At 67.1% G+C, this 13846-nt stretch carries 17 protein-coding genes and 3 tRNA genes; 6 read left to right on the top strand and 14 right to left on the bottom strand.

What is annotated here, in order from left to right:
• Positions 1 to 4 precede the first annotated feature (4 nt).
• The 12 genes from nusG to G154_RS10470 form a co-directional block, all read right to left on the bottom strand.
• Complete coding sequence (gene nusG, locus G154_RS10525; RefSeq protein ID WP_237742505.1) at positions 5 to 670, bottom strand: transcription termination/antitermination protein NusG; 666 nt, start codon at positions 668 to 670, stop codon at positions 5 to 7.
• 125 nt (positions 671 to 795) lie between these two features.
• Positions 796 to 1254 (bottom strand): preprotein translocase subunit SecE, encoded by a 459-nt coding sequence (secE, locus tag G154_RS10520; protein ID WP_019513969.1) that lies wholly within the window; start codon positions 1252 to 1254, stop codon positions 796 to 798.
• A gap of 69 nt (positions 1255 to 1323) precedes the next feature.
• Positions 1324 to 1396 (bottom strand) — tRNA-Trp (locus G154_RS10515).
• Positions 1397 to 1539: 143 nt separating this feature from the next.
• Complete coding sequence (gene hadC / locus G154_RS10510) at positions 1540 to 2046, bottom strand: (3R)-hydroxyacyl-ACP dehydratase subunit HadC (RefSeq protein WP_019513968.1); 507 nt, start codon at positions 2044 to 2046, stop codon at positions 1540 to 1542.
• 3 nt (positions 2047 to 2049) lie between these two features.
• Positions 2050 to 2478 (bottom strand): (3R)-hydroxyacyl-ACP dehydratase subunit HadB, encoded by a 429-nt coding sequence (hadB, locus tag G154_RS10505; protein WP_019513967.1) that lies wholly within the window; start codon positions 2476 to 2478, stop codon positions 2050 to 2052.
• Complete coding sequence (hadA, locus tag G154_RS10500) at positions 2465 to 2941, bottom strand: (3R)-hydroxyacyl-ACP dehydratase subunit HadA (RefSeq protein ID WP_019513966.1); 477 nt, start codon at positions 2939 to 2941, stop codon at positions 2465 to 2467. The genes hadB and hadA overlap by 14 nt, the downstream gene beginning before the upstream one ends.
• Before the next feature lie 9 nt (positions 2942 to 2950).
• Positions 2951 to 3118 (bottom strand): 50S ribosomal protein L33, encoded by a 168-nt coding sequence (gene rpmG, locus G154_RS10495; protein ID WP_023985310.1) that lies wholly within the window; start codon positions 3116 to 3118, stop codon positions 2951 to 2953.
• Between the two features lie 27 nt (positions 3119 to 3145).
• Positions 3146 to 3219: transfer RNA gene (locus G154_RS10490), tRNA-Met, on the bottom strand.
• A gap of 40 nt (positions 3220 to 3259) precedes the next feature.
• A tRNA-Thr gene (locus G154_RS10485) sits at positions 3260 to 3332 on the bottom strand.
• Positions 3333 to 3576: 244 nt separating this feature from the next.
• The gene (locus G154_RS10480; RefSeq protein ID WP_019513964.1) at positions 3577 to 4422 is read right to left on the bottom strand and encodes a hypothetical protein; all 846 of its coding nucleotides are present in this window, start codon (positions 4420 to 4422) and stop codon (positions 3577 to 3579) included.
• A gap of 198 nt (positions 4423 to 4620) precedes the next feature.
• Positions 4621 to 5757, bottom strand: coding sequence for a globin domain-containing protein (locus G154_RS10475; RefSeq protein ID WP_019513963.1), 1137 nt, complete (start codon positions 5755 to 5757; stop codon positions 4621 to 4623).
• Positions 5754 to 6209, bottom strand: a complete 456-nt coding sequence (locus G154_RS10470) for an Rrf2 family transcriptional regulator (RefSeq protein ID WP_019513962.1) — start codon at positions 6207 to 6209, stop codon at positions 5754 to 5756. The genes G154_RS10475 and G154_RS10470 overlap by 4 nt, the downstream gene beginning before the upstream one ends.
• 129 nt (positions 6210 to 6338) lie before the next feature.
• Here G154_RS10470 and G154_RS10465 point away from each other — a divergent pair, with 129 nt between their 5' ends.
• The 5 genes from G154_RS10465 (at position 6339) to G154_RS10445 (ending at position 11090) form a co-directional block, all read left to right on the top strand.
• Positions 6339 to 7058, top strand: a complete 720-nt coding sequence (locus G154_RS10465) for an MBL fold metallo-hydrolase (RefSeq protein WP_019513961.1) — start codon at positions 6339 to 6341, stop codon at positions 7056 to 7058.
• A gap of 99 nt (positions 7059 to 7157) precedes the next feature.
• The gene (locus tag G154_RS27095; protein ID WP_019513960.1) at positions 7158 to 8348 is read left to right on the top strand and encodes a DUF4352 domain-containing protein; all 1191 of its coding nucleotides are present in this window, start codon (positions 7158 to 7160) and stop codon (positions 8346 to 8348) included.
• A 196-nt stretch (positions 8349 to 8544) separates the two neighbouring features.
• Positions 8545 to 9411 carry a DUF2235 domain-containing protein gene (locus tag G154_RS10455; protein WP_019513959.1) on the top strand — a complete coding sequence of 289 codons (867 nt, stop codon included), beginning with the start codon at positions 8545 to 8547 and terminating at the stop codon, positions 9409 to 9411.
• Positions 9412 to 9495: 84 nt separating this feature from the next.
• Positions 9496 to 10365 carry a hypothetical protein gene (locus tag G154_RS10450; RefSeq protein ID WP_019513958.1) on the top strand — a complete coding sequence of 290 codons (870 nt, stop codon included), beginning with the start codon at positions 9496 to 9498 and terminating at the stop codon, positions 10363 to 10365.
• 11 nt (positions 10366 to 10376) lie between these two features.
• Positions 10377 to 11090 (top strand): crotonase/enoyl-CoA hydratase family protein, encoded by a 714-nt coding sequence (locus tag G154_RS10445; RefSeq protein WP_019513957.1) that lies wholly within the window; start codon positions 10377 to 10379, stop codon positions 11088 to 11090.
• Here the strand turns inward: G154_RS10445 and G154_RS10440 are convergent.
• Positions 11087 to 12493, bottom strand: coding sequence for a PLP-dependent aminotransferase family protein (locus G154_RS10440; protein WP_019513956.1), 1407 nt, complete (start codon positions 12491 to 12493; stop codon positions 11087 to 11089). The genes G154_RS10445 and G154_RS10440 overlap by 4 nt on opposite strands.
• On the opposite strand from G154_RS10440, the gene G154_RS10435 reads away from it, so the two are divergent.
• Positions 12468 to 13448: a DMT family transporter gene (locus G154_RS10435; RefSeq protein ID WP_312035657.1), complete on the top strand. Its 981-nt coding sequence runs from the start codon at positions 12468 to 12470 to the stop codon at positions 13446 to 13448. The genes G154_RS10440 and G154_RS10435 overlap by 26 nt on opposite strands.
• Here the strand turns inward: G154_RS10435 and G154_RS10430 are convergent.
• Positions 13426 to 13743: a hypothetical protein gene (locus tag G154_RS10430; RefSeq protein ID WP_165589061.1), complete on the bottom strand. Its 318-nt coding sequence runs from the start codon at positions 13741 to 13743 to the stop codon at positions 13426 to 13428. The two genes, G154_RS10435 and G154_RS10430, sit on opposite strands and share 23 nt — an antisense overlap.
• Positions 13744 to 13846 lie beyond the last annotated feature (103 nt).

Genomic DNA, 13846 nt, shown 5'->3' with positions numbered 1-13846 from the left:
AAAACTAAATCTTGGCGACCTGGGTGAACGTCAGCTCGACCGGCGTCTCGCGGCCGAAGATCGACACCAGCACCTTGAGCTTCTGCTGCTCGGCGTTGACCTCGCTGATCGAGGCCGGCAGCGTCGCGAACGGGCCGTCCATCACGGTCACCGACTCGCCGACCTCGAAGTCGACCAGAATCTCCGGACGCTCCAGCGTCGCCTCGCTCGATGCGGCGGCAGCGGCCTTGGTGGAGGCCGGCTTCTTGGCCGCGGCAGGCGGCAGCAGGAACTTCACCACGTCATCGAGCGTCAGCGGCGACGGCTTGGACGTCGCACCCACGAAGCCGGTGACGCCGGGGGTGTTACGCACCGCGCTCCACGACTCGTCGGTCAGGTCCATCCGGACCAGGATGTAACCGGGCAGCACCTTGCGATTGACCTGCTTGCGCTGGCCGTTCTTGATCTCGGTGACCTCTTCGGTGGGCACCTCGACCTGGAAGATGTAGTCACCGACGTCGAGGTTTTGCACGCGGGTCTCGAGGTTGGCCTTCACCTTGTTCTCGTAACCGGCGTACGAGTGGATGACGTACCAGTTGCCGGGACGCGTCCGCAGATCCTTCTTCAGGGCGGTCGCCGGATCCTCGTCCTCGGCAGCAGCCTCGGCCGCGGGAGCCTCGGTCTCGGTGATCTCCTCGGCAGCTGCCGCTTCATCGATCACGTCGACGATGGCTTCACCCTCGGGGGTGTCGGCGTCGAAATTTTCGTCGCCGTCGAAGCTAGTCACGCTTGTCAGTCCTCTCTCAAACTTCCGGGTCAGCCGAAGATGATTCCCACGAGCCGCACGAGCCCGAGATCAGCCAATCCGATCAGCGTCACCATGAACGCCAGGAACACCAGGACCACTGTCGTGTAGGTGACCATCTGTTTACGGTTCGGCCAGATGACCTTCCGCAGTTCGGTGATGACCTGCTTCAGGTAGTTCCAGACGAAGACGAACGGGTTGACCCGCGAGCCTTCTTTCTTCGCAGCCTTGGGCGCCTTGGTGCGCTTGGCCGCCTTCTCGTCCGAGTCGGTGCCTGCGTCACTCGCGTCGACGGTCTCCGTGTCGGCAGTGGTGTCGGCATCGTCATCGATAACACCGACGGCCGCGCGACGCGTCCGCTTTCCGGTCGGGCGCAGCGGTCGGGCTGCTGCGGCGGGCTGGCCGGCCGTCTCGCCGCCCTCGGGCGCCTCGTCTGCCGAAGGCCCCAGTGCCGGCTTGTCGTCGCTCACCGCATGCCTTTCGTCTGGTTACGTGTGGTCACCTTCTAAGTGTCCACACTTGTCGAGTATTCAGTTGAGCAGGGGCGACAGGACTTGAACCTGCAACCTGCGGTTTTGGAGACCGCTGCTCTGCCAATTGAGCTACGCCCCTCTGTTCAGGGCCTCACACAGTTGCGCGCTCTCCGATCGGCCGATTGACGAACCGACGGACAGCGCGCTGTAGTGGGAAAACCCCGAGGACCGAGTGTACATCGGTCCAAGTACTACTTACTAATCCCCTCGTCCATGCGCGCTCTACCCGGCCGCGGTCCGCAGCACCTGACCGGACTCACGGTCGTAGCGCACCGACACCGAGTTGTCGCCCTCGTGACCCATCAACGTGGTGTGCGCCTCCATGACCACGACGCCGTTCTCGTCGCGAAGGATATTGCGCGTCACGACGATATCGGCATTGAACCGATTCTCGACGGACATGATCTCCAGCTCGGCGTTCAGGTGATCGCCCACCCGGATCGGCTGGTGGTACACGAACCGCTGGTCGACCTGGATGATCTGCATGGTCTCCATGCCGACGTCGACGTTGCGGAAGAAGTCCTGCTGCACCAGGTTGGCCAGGATCGAGACGAACGTCGGGCCTGCGACGATGCTGTCGTGACCCAACTCCGCGGCCGCCTCTTCGTGCAGCGATGCCGGATGCTCCGACTTCACGGCCTTGGCGAACATCTTGACCTGCTCGCGACCCACGATGAAGACCTCGGGGTACTTGTAGACGATCCCGCGGATGTCTGCTTTGAGCGCCATGAATCAGGCCAACTTCGCGGTGGCGATGGCGCGGCCGAAGATCTTCTTCCCGCCGGTCGTCGCGGACAGCGCGATGGTCACGGACTTGGCATCGGCGTCCACCGACTTCACCCGGCCGTTGAACACCAGCTCGGCGCCGACACCGTCATTGGGGACGGGGACCACCGCGGTGAACCGGACGTTGTACTCGGTGACCGCGGCCGGGTCGCCCACCCATTCGGTGACGTAGCCGCCCCCGAGGCCCATGGTCAGCATGCCGTGGGCAATGGCGGTGTCCAGACCGACCTGCTTGGCGATCTCGTCGTCCCAGTGGATCGGGTTCAGGTCGCCGGACACGCCGGCGTAGTTGACCAGATCCTGACGGGTCAGCGGAATCACCTTCTCCGGAAGGGTGTCTCCCACGCTGACCGAACTGAATTCACGCAGTGCCATCTGAAAAGCCCTCTTCTCCGTCGCCCGAACGCCCCGCAAGGGTCGTCAAGGCCTCCTGGACAACCTCACCCTTGTCGTTGGTGATGATGTTCTTGGTGACGATGATGTCGGTGCCGTGCGCCTGACGCACCGAATCGACGTACACATCGCAGTGCAGCCGGTCTCCTGCGCGGATCGGCCGGACAAATGTGAACGCCTGGTCCACCTGAACGATCTGGGCGTCGTGGATACCGATGTTGGCGTGCTCGAAGAACGCGATCTGGGCGGTGTACCCGAAGGTGCTGATGAAGGTCAGCGGCGCCGGCAGGGCCGAGTGGCCCAGCTCGGCGGCGACAGCTTCGTCCTGGAAGTACGCGGCGTCGTTCTTGACCGCTACGGCGTACTCGCGCACCTTTTCGCGCCCAACCTCATACGCGTCGGGATAGCGATAGTGCATCCCGACGATATCGGTCGACAGAGCCACGACGAACGGTCAGCGGGACTCTTTGTGCGGCTGGTGGTGACCGCAGTTCGGGCAGAACTTCTTGATCTCCAGCCGATCGGGGTCGTTCCGACGGTTCTTCTTGGTGATGTAGTTACGGTGCTTGCACACCTCGCAGGCCAAAGTGATCTTCGGCCGTACGTCGGTACTCGACGCCACGTCTCTTGCCTCTCGTTGTTCTGCCTGTAGCGGTGGGGAGGCTCGATCTCCCGACCTCACGATTATGAGTCGTGCGCTCTAACCAGCTGAGCTACACCGCCCCGATCGACGCAGGCGGAGCTCCGCCAGGCGCGTCCACCGAGCCCCCTAACGGAATCGAACCGTTGACCTTTTCCTTACCATGGAAACGCTCTGCCGACTGAGCTAAGGGGGCCTTGCACTACCTCTGGCCGTAGGGCCTTAAAGAGGGTACATTCTCGCCGTTCCCGCTACCAAAACGGCTGGTCTGAGGCCGGTTTTCTGCTGTTCACGAGGGTCCGGCCGCGCGCTTCGTACCTGGTTTCAGCCGCGAACGATGCCTGGGCCTTTCGGCTGAAACCAGGTAGGCGATCCGGCCTTGTGCGCTACCTGTGCTCAGTTTCGCGGCGCAGTCGGGCCATCTCGCTGAAACCAAGCACTCAGGCCGCCCGCCATCCGCGCCCGTACAACGCCGCAGCGACACGTCCGACCACATCGGCCAGGCTGTCCTCGGCGATCACTCGGATCACCACCCACCCACGAGCCTCCAGCGCCCGGTTGACCTTCTGATCCCTGACGTAGGTCGCCCGATCGGTCTGGTGATGACGGCCGTCGTACTGGACGGCGACCCGCAGGTGCTCCCAGCCCATGTCGACCCTTGCCACGATCCGCCCCTGGCCGTCGACGACCGGGATTTGAGTCCGATCGGGTGGCATGCCCGCATCGGTCAGCGCGAGGCGCAGCCGTGTCTCCTGCGGCGATTCCGCACCGGCGTCCACCAGTGCCAGAGCCGTCTTGAGCCGACGGATGTCGGTGGCGCGTGGATGGCGCACGAGCAGCGGCGCGACATCGTCGACGGTCACCCCGCCGGCCGTCAGCAGCGCGTCGATCCGGGCGACGGCGTCGTTGCGCGGCAGATGCCTACCGAGATCGAAGATCGTCCGGGCCGCGGTGGTGACACTGACGTCGGCAATCGTCATCACCTCACAGGCCGGCAACGACTCGTTGCGGACGATCAGACCATTCGGCGGATGGGTGTTGCGCCACAACAACTCGATGGGGACGTCATCGTCGACCCATCTCGCGTGATGGAGCGCCGACGCCGCGACGCCCGCGATGACACCCCGGCGCCCCGACCACAGGAAGGCGGCGCGGGCCCGGTCCCGGACCGACGGTTCGGGCGGACCGTAGATGTTCGGCAGGATGCGGCGATACCGCGTGCGCAGCTGGTGGCGCGTCACCCGGCCGGCAGCCAATGCCTCGCTGCCGATGAAGACCCCGCCCATGCCCCGATGCTGGCACCGCGAACAACGCGACAACACCCCCGATGCCGAGGGCTGTGGATAAGCGACCTGGCTTCAGTCTGACGCGGGCTACTGGTCGAGCCGCTGCGCTCAGGTAGGAATTTCGACGCCAACGCATACCTGGGTTCAGTCTGATCGGCCCATCCGGTGATCAGACTGAACCCACGTCGACCCGGACTACTACGACAGCAGCCAGTCGTTCGGGCTGAACAGCTCGCTGTGCACCCGGGTGACCCCGCGCGCCAGCAGCTGATCACGTACCGCGCGGACGAAACCGTCGTTACCGCACAGGTAGACCTCGGCGTCCTCGGGCAGCTGCACACCGTCCAGTGACATCAGGTCCTCGTACCAGAGCTGCAGCGTGGCGTTGGGCAGCGCGTCGACCAACTCGCGCTGGCGTTCCCGCAGCGGGTGGGTCTGGGCACTGCGATCGGCGTGCAACACCTGCACGTGGGCATCGGCGGGCAGCGCCTCCAGGATGCCGATCATCGGGGTGATGCCGATCCCGGCGGAGATGAGCACCAGCGGCACACCGGGTGTGGGCGCGGGCAGGTCGCCGAAGGGCACCGTCACATCCAGCAGATCGCCGACGCGCAGGTTGTCGCGGATCCACTCCGACACCTCACCGGCGGGCTTGACCGCGAAGGTCAGCTGCCCGTCGCCCGGCTTGTTCACCAGGCTGTACTGACGCAGCTGGCGAGCCCCGTCGGGCAGTGTCACGCCGACCGAAACATATTGTCCGGCGCCGAAATCCAGATCGGAGGCGACGCTGACCAGCACCGCGCCCGAGGGGTCGTCGACTCGGGCGGTCACCTGGGCGCGTCGGTAGACGTCGCCGGCGGGCACCCCGGCCTGCTCGTACAGGCCGCGCTCCATGTCGATCAGGGTGTTCGCCATGATCCAGTAGACGCGGTCCCAGGCCTCGGCCACTTCGGCGGTGACGGTCTCGGCGCCCAGTACCTCCACGATCGCGGCGAACAGGTGCTCGTGCACGATCGGGTACTGATCGGCCGTCACGCCCAGCGACGCGTGCTTGTGCCCGATCCGCGAGAGCAGCTCGGCGGGATGCGGCAGGTTCGGATCGACCAGATGGGTCGCAAACGTCGCGATCGACGCGGCCAGCGCCCGCTGCTGTGCGCCCTGGGCCTGATTACCCCGGTTGAACAGGTTGCGCAGCAGCGCCGGGTGTGCGGCGAAGAGCCGCTTGTAGAAGGAGGTGGTGATGGCGTCGATATGGGCGCCCACCAATGGCAGCGTGGCCTTGATCATCTCGGCATGCGCGGGCTGCAGTTCCTCGGGTGCAACGACGACGGTCATGGGGTGTTCCTTCCTGCAATTTCCAACGGGAGTGTCACGACCGGCAACAGGCCGCTGCCGGTCAGGTCTTCGAGGGTGTGGTTGTCCAGTTCGCGGTAGAAGGCCTCTTTGGCCTCGGCCAGCACCCGGCGCAATCGGCAGCCGGCGATCAGCGGACACGGCCGGTCCCCGGCGCAGTCGATCACCTCGGCATCGCCTTCCAGGCGGCGAACCAGCCAGCCCAGTGACACCGTGCGCCCGTCCTCGGTGAGCGAAAGCCCGCCCACGCGACCACGTTTGGCGTTGACCATGCCGAGGTCGACCAGCCGGGCGACGGCTTTGGCGACGTGATGCTCGGAGGCGTCGGCGCCGGTGGCGATCGAGCGGGTGGTGATACGGCGTTCGGCGGCGTCCCCCGCGGCCAGCAGCATCATCGTGCGCAGACCCAGGTCGGTGAACCGGGTGAGTTGCATGGCGCTGACGCTACAAATCCTGCATCAGAAATACCAGATAACGGGGCAGTGGCTTTAAACACGCGCTGACGTGCGGTTTTTAGACCTGCGGTTTCGAACGTTCCCGTGCCTACCCATAAGGTGTTGCGCATGGCTTCCGACGCTGATCGCCTGTACTTCCGCCAGCTGTTGTCGGGTCGCGACTTCGCGGCCGGCGACCCGATAGCCCAACAGATGCGCAACTTCGCCTATCTGATCGGTGACCGTGAGACCGGTGACGCCGTCCTGGTGGATCCGGCGTACTCGGCGGGCGAGCTGGTCGACGCTCTGGAGGCCGACGGCATGCGACTGTCCGGCGTGCTGGTCAGCCACCACCACCCCGACCACGTCGGCGGCACCATGATGGGCTTCACGCTGGCCGGCGTCGCCGAGCTGCTGGAGCGGGTCAGCGTCCCGGTACACGTCAACTCCCTTGAGGCCGAATGGGTTTCCAACGTCACCGGCATCGCGATGAGCGAGCTGACCGGCCACCAGCACGGCGACAAGGTCAGCGTGGGCGGTATCGACATCGAACTGCTGCACACCCCCGGACACACGCCGGGCAGCCAGTGTTTCCTGCTCGACGGCCGACTGGTCGCCGGCGACACCCTGTTCCTGGAGGGCTGCGGGCGCACCGACTTCCCCGGCGGCAACGTCGACGATATGTTCGCAAGCCTGCAGAAGCTGTCGACGCTGTCCGGCGATCCGACCGTGTTCCCCGGCCACTGGTATTCCGCCGAGCCGAGCGCCCCTCTGTCGGACGTGAAGCGCTCCAACTACGTCTACCGCGCCAGCAATCTGGACCAGTGGCGCATGCTGATGGGCGGCTGACCAGGTCCGCTGACCGGCGATAATTTCGCGACCGTTTGCTGGCTGGACTATTGTGCGAGGTCACAGCGCTCCCGGGCGCGCGTTAGGGAGGAACCCCGCATGACGACACCGCCGACCGCGGCCGGCTGGTACCCGGATCCCGACGGTTCCGGAGGTCAACGTTACTGGGACGGCACGGAGTGGACCGCCCAGCGCCCCGAGGGACCCGAGTTCACCGAAGAGACGTCGGCCTGGCCCGCCGAGCTGCCGCCATGGCCCGAAGACGTGATGGCGATGCCGTCCTGGGAGGACGCCGGCAAGGGTGAGCCGCCCGTCATCGCCGCCGATCCGGAACCCGACGCCGAGCCCGAGACCGCTGAGCCCGAGACCGCTGAGACCGAGACCGCTGAGCCCGCCGCCGAGTCCGGGCCGGCGGACACCGATGAGCAGGACCGCCCGGCCGCCGCAGAGCACCCGGCAGAACCCGAAGCAGAGCCGGTCTCCGACGCACCAGCCGAGGTGACGGAGCCCGTCGAGCCGCCGAGCGAGCCGCCAGCCGACCACTGGCCACAGCCGGACCTCACCATTCCGACCGTGACGCCCACGACTCCCGCGTTCGACCAGAACACCGCGGTGGTGCCGACCCTGCCGCCACCGCCCGCGGAGCCGGCCCAGCCGTTGGCCTTCGGGGGCGTCGGCGATATTGCGGCCAAACCCGCGCCCAAGAGCCCGCTCAAGGCCTACCTGCTGGGCGTCGCGGCATTGCTGATCGTGTTGGTCGGCGTGCTCGTCTGGGCCTTCGCGTTCGCCGATCCGGGCTCCGGATCCCCCGCCGCCACCGGTACGAATGGGACCGTGGTGACCGATGGGGCCACTGCGCCCGCAGTTCCCACGACGGATTCCGACGACGCCAGTGCCGCACCCGCCCCGGCCGAAGGGTCGGTCGTCGACGGTGACGTGACGATCACGCAGAACGGGGTCGACACCGTCCCGACGGTCTCTGCGGTCGACAACGAATTCCTCACCAAGACGGCAACCGGAAAGTTCGTCCTGGTCAAGCTGACGTTCCTCAACAACGGCCAGTCCCCCGCGACGTTCCTGTCCGACCAGCAGGTATTGACCGCGGGTGGGCAGCCGTACTCGCCCGATACCGAGGCGACCTTCTACCTCAACGGGATCTCGGCGGTGCTGTATCCGGGCGAGCCGGTACAGGTGACCGTCGCCTACGACATCCCCGCCGACAGCAACCCGGAGTTCATCCAGGTCTCCGGTGACCTAGGCAGCGCCGGCGGACGGATTGCGTTGAACTGACCGAAATAGCTCGGTCGACTGCCGGCCGTGCGTTTTCCGGCCATCTTCCGACGAATTCCGTCGCATATGGTGGTTTAGACACCGAAATTCGTCGACAGAGCTATCGCCATGGGCGAGATTCCGCCTTGGTTGCGTCCCGCGAGCTTGGCAGAATGATTCGCCAGGATTCGAATCAAGTGCATACCGGGGGGTTGCCGTGACGAATATCGTGCTGTGCTTCGACCAAGCGGGGGAAACCAACGCCGCGGCGGTGTTCCGCCGCGTCGATCCCGCCGACCAGATCAGCTGGCACCGGCACACCAGCCGACGCGCCGAGCAGGCCCGCCAGGCGGTGGCGGCGGCATACGACTTCCTCACCGAACACTGGCATCCCGGCGACCCGGTCTACGTCTTCGGGGCCGGCAGCGGCGCGGCATGCGCACAGGCTTTGGCGCGGCTGCTGGGCACCATCGGCGTACTCGACGGCGAGCTGCGCGACTACATGTTGTCGACCTACGCCCTGCCCCGCACCGAACGCTCGGCACAGGAATGGCACCGAGTCACCGAGGTGGCCGCCGGGCTGGCCGACCACGACGATATCGCGGTGCCGGTGCGCTTCCTCGGGTTGTGGGACAGCGCACCCATCCGTGGGGCGGGCGGGCCGATGGCCGTCGTCGAGGGCCGCCACGCCCTTGCCATCGACGGTGGACCGTCATTGCAACGCGTCGACGGCGTGGACGAGGTGTGGTTCCGCGGAACCCACCGGGACATCGTCGACGGCGCCCTGACCCTGGAGTGGATGCTCGACGGGGCCGCACGGGCCGGTCTGCGACTGGACACCGCCCCGTCGGCGCACGCCGAGGCCGAGAGTTCGGCGCTGACGCTGGCGCTGCGCAGGCTCCCCGAGGCCGCCGCGGTGCATGCCAGCGTGCAGATGCACCTGCACAACCACCCGCGGTACTGGCGACGCCTGCCCGCTCGGGTCCAATGGCACGATCTCGACTGGCTCGACCGTGGCGAGCGCCTGCTGGCCGCCGAACGCACCGCACCGACACCGACCATGGCGCTGGCCACCGCCTCCTAGAACGCGTCCTAGCAACGCCACGCACCGCATCGTGTGCGATCATCAGCGAAGTTCTCTATTCGCTTTCGATGACACGAGGTCACGGTGGACTGGTTCGAAGATCGGTGGGTCGACCTTTCCGGCCTCGGCTCGACGGGATGGTTGGCGATCGCGGCGTGGACAGGGTTGGCCCTCGCGCTCGCGGCGCTGATCTTCACCGCCCGCACATTGAAGCGAAACCGCCAGCTCAGAAGCGATGAAATACGCCCGCACGTGTCCGTGTTCATCCAACCTCACCCGACCGACTGGCATGTCATCGAGCTGGTGGTGCGTAACTTCGGGCAGACCGCGGCGCAGGACATCCGACTCGAGTTCGCCACCCCGCTGACCGTCGGGCGTTACGAGGACGGCTATCCCGACCGGTTGCCCGAGATCGCCGAATTGGCACTACCCAGCGAACTCTCCCTGTTGGCGCCCGGGCAGGAGTGGCGAACGGTGTGGGACTCGGCGATCAGCCGCGCAGAATTCGGCGAACAGATCGGCTCCCGGTTCGAAGGCACCGTCCGATACCGGGCCGACACCCGCAACTTCGAATCCGCCGTCGTCCTGGACTGGGCGACACTGCAACCGGTGCAGCGCCTCGAACTGCTCACCACCCACGACCTGGCCAAGCGGGAGAAGCAGAAGCTGGAGCTGCTGCGCAGCGTGCTCACCTACTTCCACTACGCGTCCAAGGAGACCCGGCCCGAGGTGTACCGGGCGGAGATCGAGCGGATGAACCAGGCGGTGCGCGAGACCCAGGACCGCTGGCGCACCCGGCAGAGCGACGAAACCACCCAACTCGACTTCCCGTGGAACAACGGCTCCTCCAACAACCGCGGCTCATCGAACAACGGCGGCCCGACCGCACAGCAGCAGCCCACCGGGCGGCATCACTCCAGCCCCGCCATCGGAATTCGCGAGCACGCTCCGTAACATCCGGACCTATGACCGCCACCTATGCCGTGCACGAAGCCGTCGCCACCATCACCCTGGACGACGGCAAGGTCAATGCGCTCTCACCGGCGATGCAGGCCGCCATCAACACCGCGTTCGATCAGGCGGCCGCCGATGTCGCCGCCGGAACCGTCAAGGCCGTGGTGCTGGCGGGTAACGGGCGGGTGTTCAGCGCCGGTTTCGAACTCAGCGTTTTCGCCTCCGGCGATGCCGACGCCGGGTACGGCATGCTGCGCGGCGGATTCGAACTGGCGTTGCGGGTGCTGACCTTCCCGGCCCCGGTGGTGATGGCCTCGACCGGGCCCGCGATCGCCATGGGATCGTTCCTGATGCTGACCGGCGACCACCGGGTCGGATCGGTGAAGTCGCGCTTCCAGGCCAACGAGGTGGCCATCGGCATGGTCATCCCCCAGGCCGCCCTGGAGATCATGCGGATGCGGCTGACTCCGCCGGCCTATTCGCGGGCGGTATCGGTGGCCGCGGTGTTCGCCGGCGACGCGGCGATCGACGCCGGCTGGGCCGACGAGATCGTCGAGCACGAGGCCGTGCTGGGTCGCGCCCAGGAGATCGGCGCCGAGTACGCCGCCACCCTGAACCTGAAGGCCCACCTGGCCAGCAAGGTCAAGGCCCGCCAGATCGGGATCGACGCGATCCAGGCCGGTATCGACGGGCTGGCCGAGGAGTACAAGAAGTCGGTCAGCTAGCGCTGCGCGGCCAGTGATTCGGCGAGGATGACGGCGGCGTCGTCGTAGGCCGCCGGGTCCGGGCCCGCGAAGTTCAGGCGCAGGTAGCGCCCGGTCGGCTCGGCCGGAAACCATTGGTCCCCACCGGCGATGACCAGACCTCGCGATTCGGTGTCTTTGACGAACCGATCGAGGTCGACCCCGTCGGGCAGTCGCACCCAGAGGTTCAGCCCGCCGGGCGGTACCGCCGAGATCGTCGCGTCGGGGACGTGGGTGGTGACCGCGTCGACGAGCAGATCACGTCGGGCGCGCAGCATCTTGCGCAGCGCGCGGCGGTGCGTCTGCCACCCCGGCTGGGTGACGATATCGAAGGCGGCCGCCTGCAGCAGCCCACTGACATACATCGATTGCGCTTGTAGCTCGCCGAGCAGGCGGGTGTGCAGCGGGCCACGCGCGATGACCGCGGCAACCCGGATGCCCGGCGAGATGCTCTTGGTCAGGGACCGTAGGTAGACCACGTGGCCGCTGTCATCTCGGGCCGCCAACGCGGTCGCGTCGGTGTCGATCCCGAAATCGTGCGCCCAGTCATCCTCGATAAGGAAGGCGCGGTGCCGTCGGACGATTTCCAGAACATCCGATCCGGTCGACGGATTCCACTGTGCACCAGTCGGATTCGCGTAGTTCGGTTGCGCATAGAAAGCACGGGCCCCGGTCTCGGCGAAGGCCCGTTCCAAGGCATCCAGATCGGGGCCCTGCGGCCCGGCGGGGACCGGAACCAATGTCACGCCGACCTGCCGCGCGGCGATGATCGCACCCCAGTAGGTCGGTGACTCGATCAGCAGTGCGCCGCCTGGCCCGGCGATGCTGCGGAACAGCGCGCCGAGTCCGAGCTGGCTGCCGGGAAGCACGATCACGTCGCGCATGGCCGGGGCGGTGAGATGGGCGGGCGTCTGCGACGCGAGCTCGGCGGCGAACCAGGTGCGCAGACTCGCCATGCCTTCGGGTTCGGGTCGCCCCAGGGCCGCGTCGCTGCGCGCTGCCCGCGTGAGCGCCGTGCGGACGAGCCGTTCGGGCAACAGCTCGCGATCGGGGTATCCCGAGTGCAGCGCGATCGCGCCGGCGCGAGCCGAACGCAGTGCCGCCGGTGTCTGGGCGGCGGTGGTACCCGATCGCAGAACGCCGGTCTGCCACGAGTAATCGCGCGGTCCGACGGATCGGGCCGCGCTGACGAAAGCGCCGACGCCCGGTCGGGTCTCGACGAGCCCACGTGCGGCCAGCGATCGCAGTGCCGACTGGACGGTGACCGGGCTAGCCCCGTACCGGGCGGTCAGCTGCCGCGTCGACGGCAGACGCTCACCTGGGGAAGCCGAGGCCACCCACCGTTGGAGTTCCCGCTCGATGCGCGCACTGCTACTGTCGACCATGAAGGATCAGAGTAGCGCTACTGCGCCTCGCCCCTCCCCGCTATCGCACTCGCGTACGGGACTCGCCTGGGGATGTGCCGGTGTCCTGGCGTTCTCGTTGACCGTCCCGCTGACCCGCATCGCGGTCGCGGCGGGCCACCTGTCGGCGCTTTTCGTCGGTAGCGCACGTGCGGTCGTCGCCGCCGCGATCGCGGCGCTGGCATTGCTGGTCACCCGCTCGCACCGGCCCACCGGAGGCCAGTGGATCAGCGTCGGCATCGTCGCGGCGGGCGCCGTGCTGGGTTTTCCCGTCCTGACGTCATTCGCGCTCACACAGACCCACGCGAGCCATGGCGCGGTCGTCATCGCACTGCTGCCCGCGACCACGGCCGTCGTCTCCGTGCTGCGCACCGGGGAACGCCCGGCCGTGACGTTCTGGTGCGCCGCCGTAGCCGGGGCAATCGCCGCCGTCGCCTTCGCGGCCGTGCATGCGGGCGGCGTGGGACGTCTGCAACCGGCCGACGGGCTGCTGTTCGCGGCCGTGCTGGTCTGTGCCATCGCCTATGCCGAGGGCGGCGTGCTGGCCAGGAGCCTCGGCGCGTGGCAGACGATCTCATGGGCGCTGGTGGCCGCCGCCCCGATCATGGCGGCCCTCGCGTCGTACGCGATGGTGTCGCAACCGCCCGCGGGCACGCTGACCGAGTGGGCGAGCTTTGCCTACCTGTGCGTGGTGAGCATGTTCCTCGGCTTCGTCGCCTGGTACCGCGGCCTCGCGATCGGTCCGCTGGCACAGGTCAGCCAGATCCAACTGGCACAGCCGATCCTGAGCATCGGGTGGGCCGCGTTACTGCTGCACGAGCCCATCACCGCGGCCACGGTCATCGGCGGCACCGCGGTCATCGCATGCGCGCTGCTGGCGGTCCGCTCCCGGGTGCGCCGGCCCGCCCTACCTACTAGCAGTCGCCGCGCTTGTTGACCGCGATCGCGGTCCACGTCTTGGCGCTGAGGGTCTTGCCTGCCGCCGGCTGCTGCTTGCAGACATCCCACATGCTCGGAGCCCGGATGGTCCAGCTCTCCACGTAAGCGTTGATGACCTCCAGCTGCGGACCGCCGGCATCCTTGACCGTCGTGTCGTACAGCGTCTGCGCATCGGCCAGGCTCAGCCCCCGCAAGTTGGGCATCGTCCATGCCGTCGCAGCCGAAGCTGTCGGGGCGCCCGCCACCGACAGCGCAAGGACCGCAGCTCCGCTGACTGCAAGTGTCCTGATCAACGCCAACTCCCTCTGTCGTCGTGCCGTGGCACGCGTCGTCGTCCCCGGCAGCCTAGACCGACCGCGCGGGTGTTTTCCCGACCTTCACCTGTCATGTCCTGCT

Origin of the sequence: Mycobacterium sp. VKM Ac-1816D (assembly GCF_000416385.1) — a bacterium.
Lineage (GTDB): Bacteria > Actinomycetota > Actinomycetes > Mycobacteriales > Mycobacteriaceae > Mycobacterium > Mycobacterium neoaurum_A.
Note: the sequence above shows the minus strand (reverse complement) of the source record. Positions and strands in the feature narration are given on the sequence as shown.

What these genes read in the sequence shown, in the direction of transcription:
- G154_RS10475 (WP_019513963.1), bottom strand. Translation starts at nt 5,757, where the DNA reads ATGACCGTCGTCGTTGCACCCGAGGAACTGCAGCCCGCGCATGCCGAG.
- G154_RS10440 (WP_019513956.1), bottom strand. Translation starts at nt 12,493, where the DNA reads ATGGTCGACAGTAGCAGTGCGCGCATCGAGCGGGAACTCCAACGGTGG.
- G154_RS10445 (WP_019513957.1), top strand. Translation starts at nt 10,377, where the DNA reads ATGACCGCCACCTATGCCGTGCACGAAGCCGTCGCCACCATCACCCTG.
- G154_RS10465 (WP_019513961.1), top strand. Translation starts at nt 6,339, where the DNA reads ATGGCTTCCGACGCTGATCGCCTGTACTTCCGCCAGCTGTTGTCGGGT.
- G154_RS10435 (WP_312035657.1), top strand. Translation starts at nt 12,468, where the DNA reads ATGCGCGCACTGCTACTGTCGACCATGAAGGATCAGAGTAGCGCTACT.
- G154_RS10470 (WP_019513962.1), bottom strand. Translation starts at nt 6,209, where the DNA reads ATGCAACTCACCCGGTTCACCGACCTGGGTCTGCGCACGATGATGCTG.
- hadC (WP_019513968.1), bottom strand. Translation starts at nt 2,046, where the DNA reads ATGGCGCTCAAAGCAGACATCCGCGGGATCGTCTACAAGTACCCCGAG.
- hadB (WP_019513967.1), bottom strand. Translation starts at nt 2,478, where the DNA reads ATGGCACTGCGTGAATTCAGTTCGGTCAGCGTGGGAGACACCCTTCCG.
- G154_RS10480 (WP_019513964.1), bottom strand. Translation starts at nt 4,422, where the DNA reads ATGGGCGGGGTCTTCATCGGCAGCGAGGCATTGGCTGCCGGCCGGGTG.
- G154_RS27095 (WP_019513960.1), top strand. Translation starts at nt 7,158, where the DNA reads ATGACGACACCGCCGACCGCGGCCGGCTGGTACCCGGATCCCGACGGT.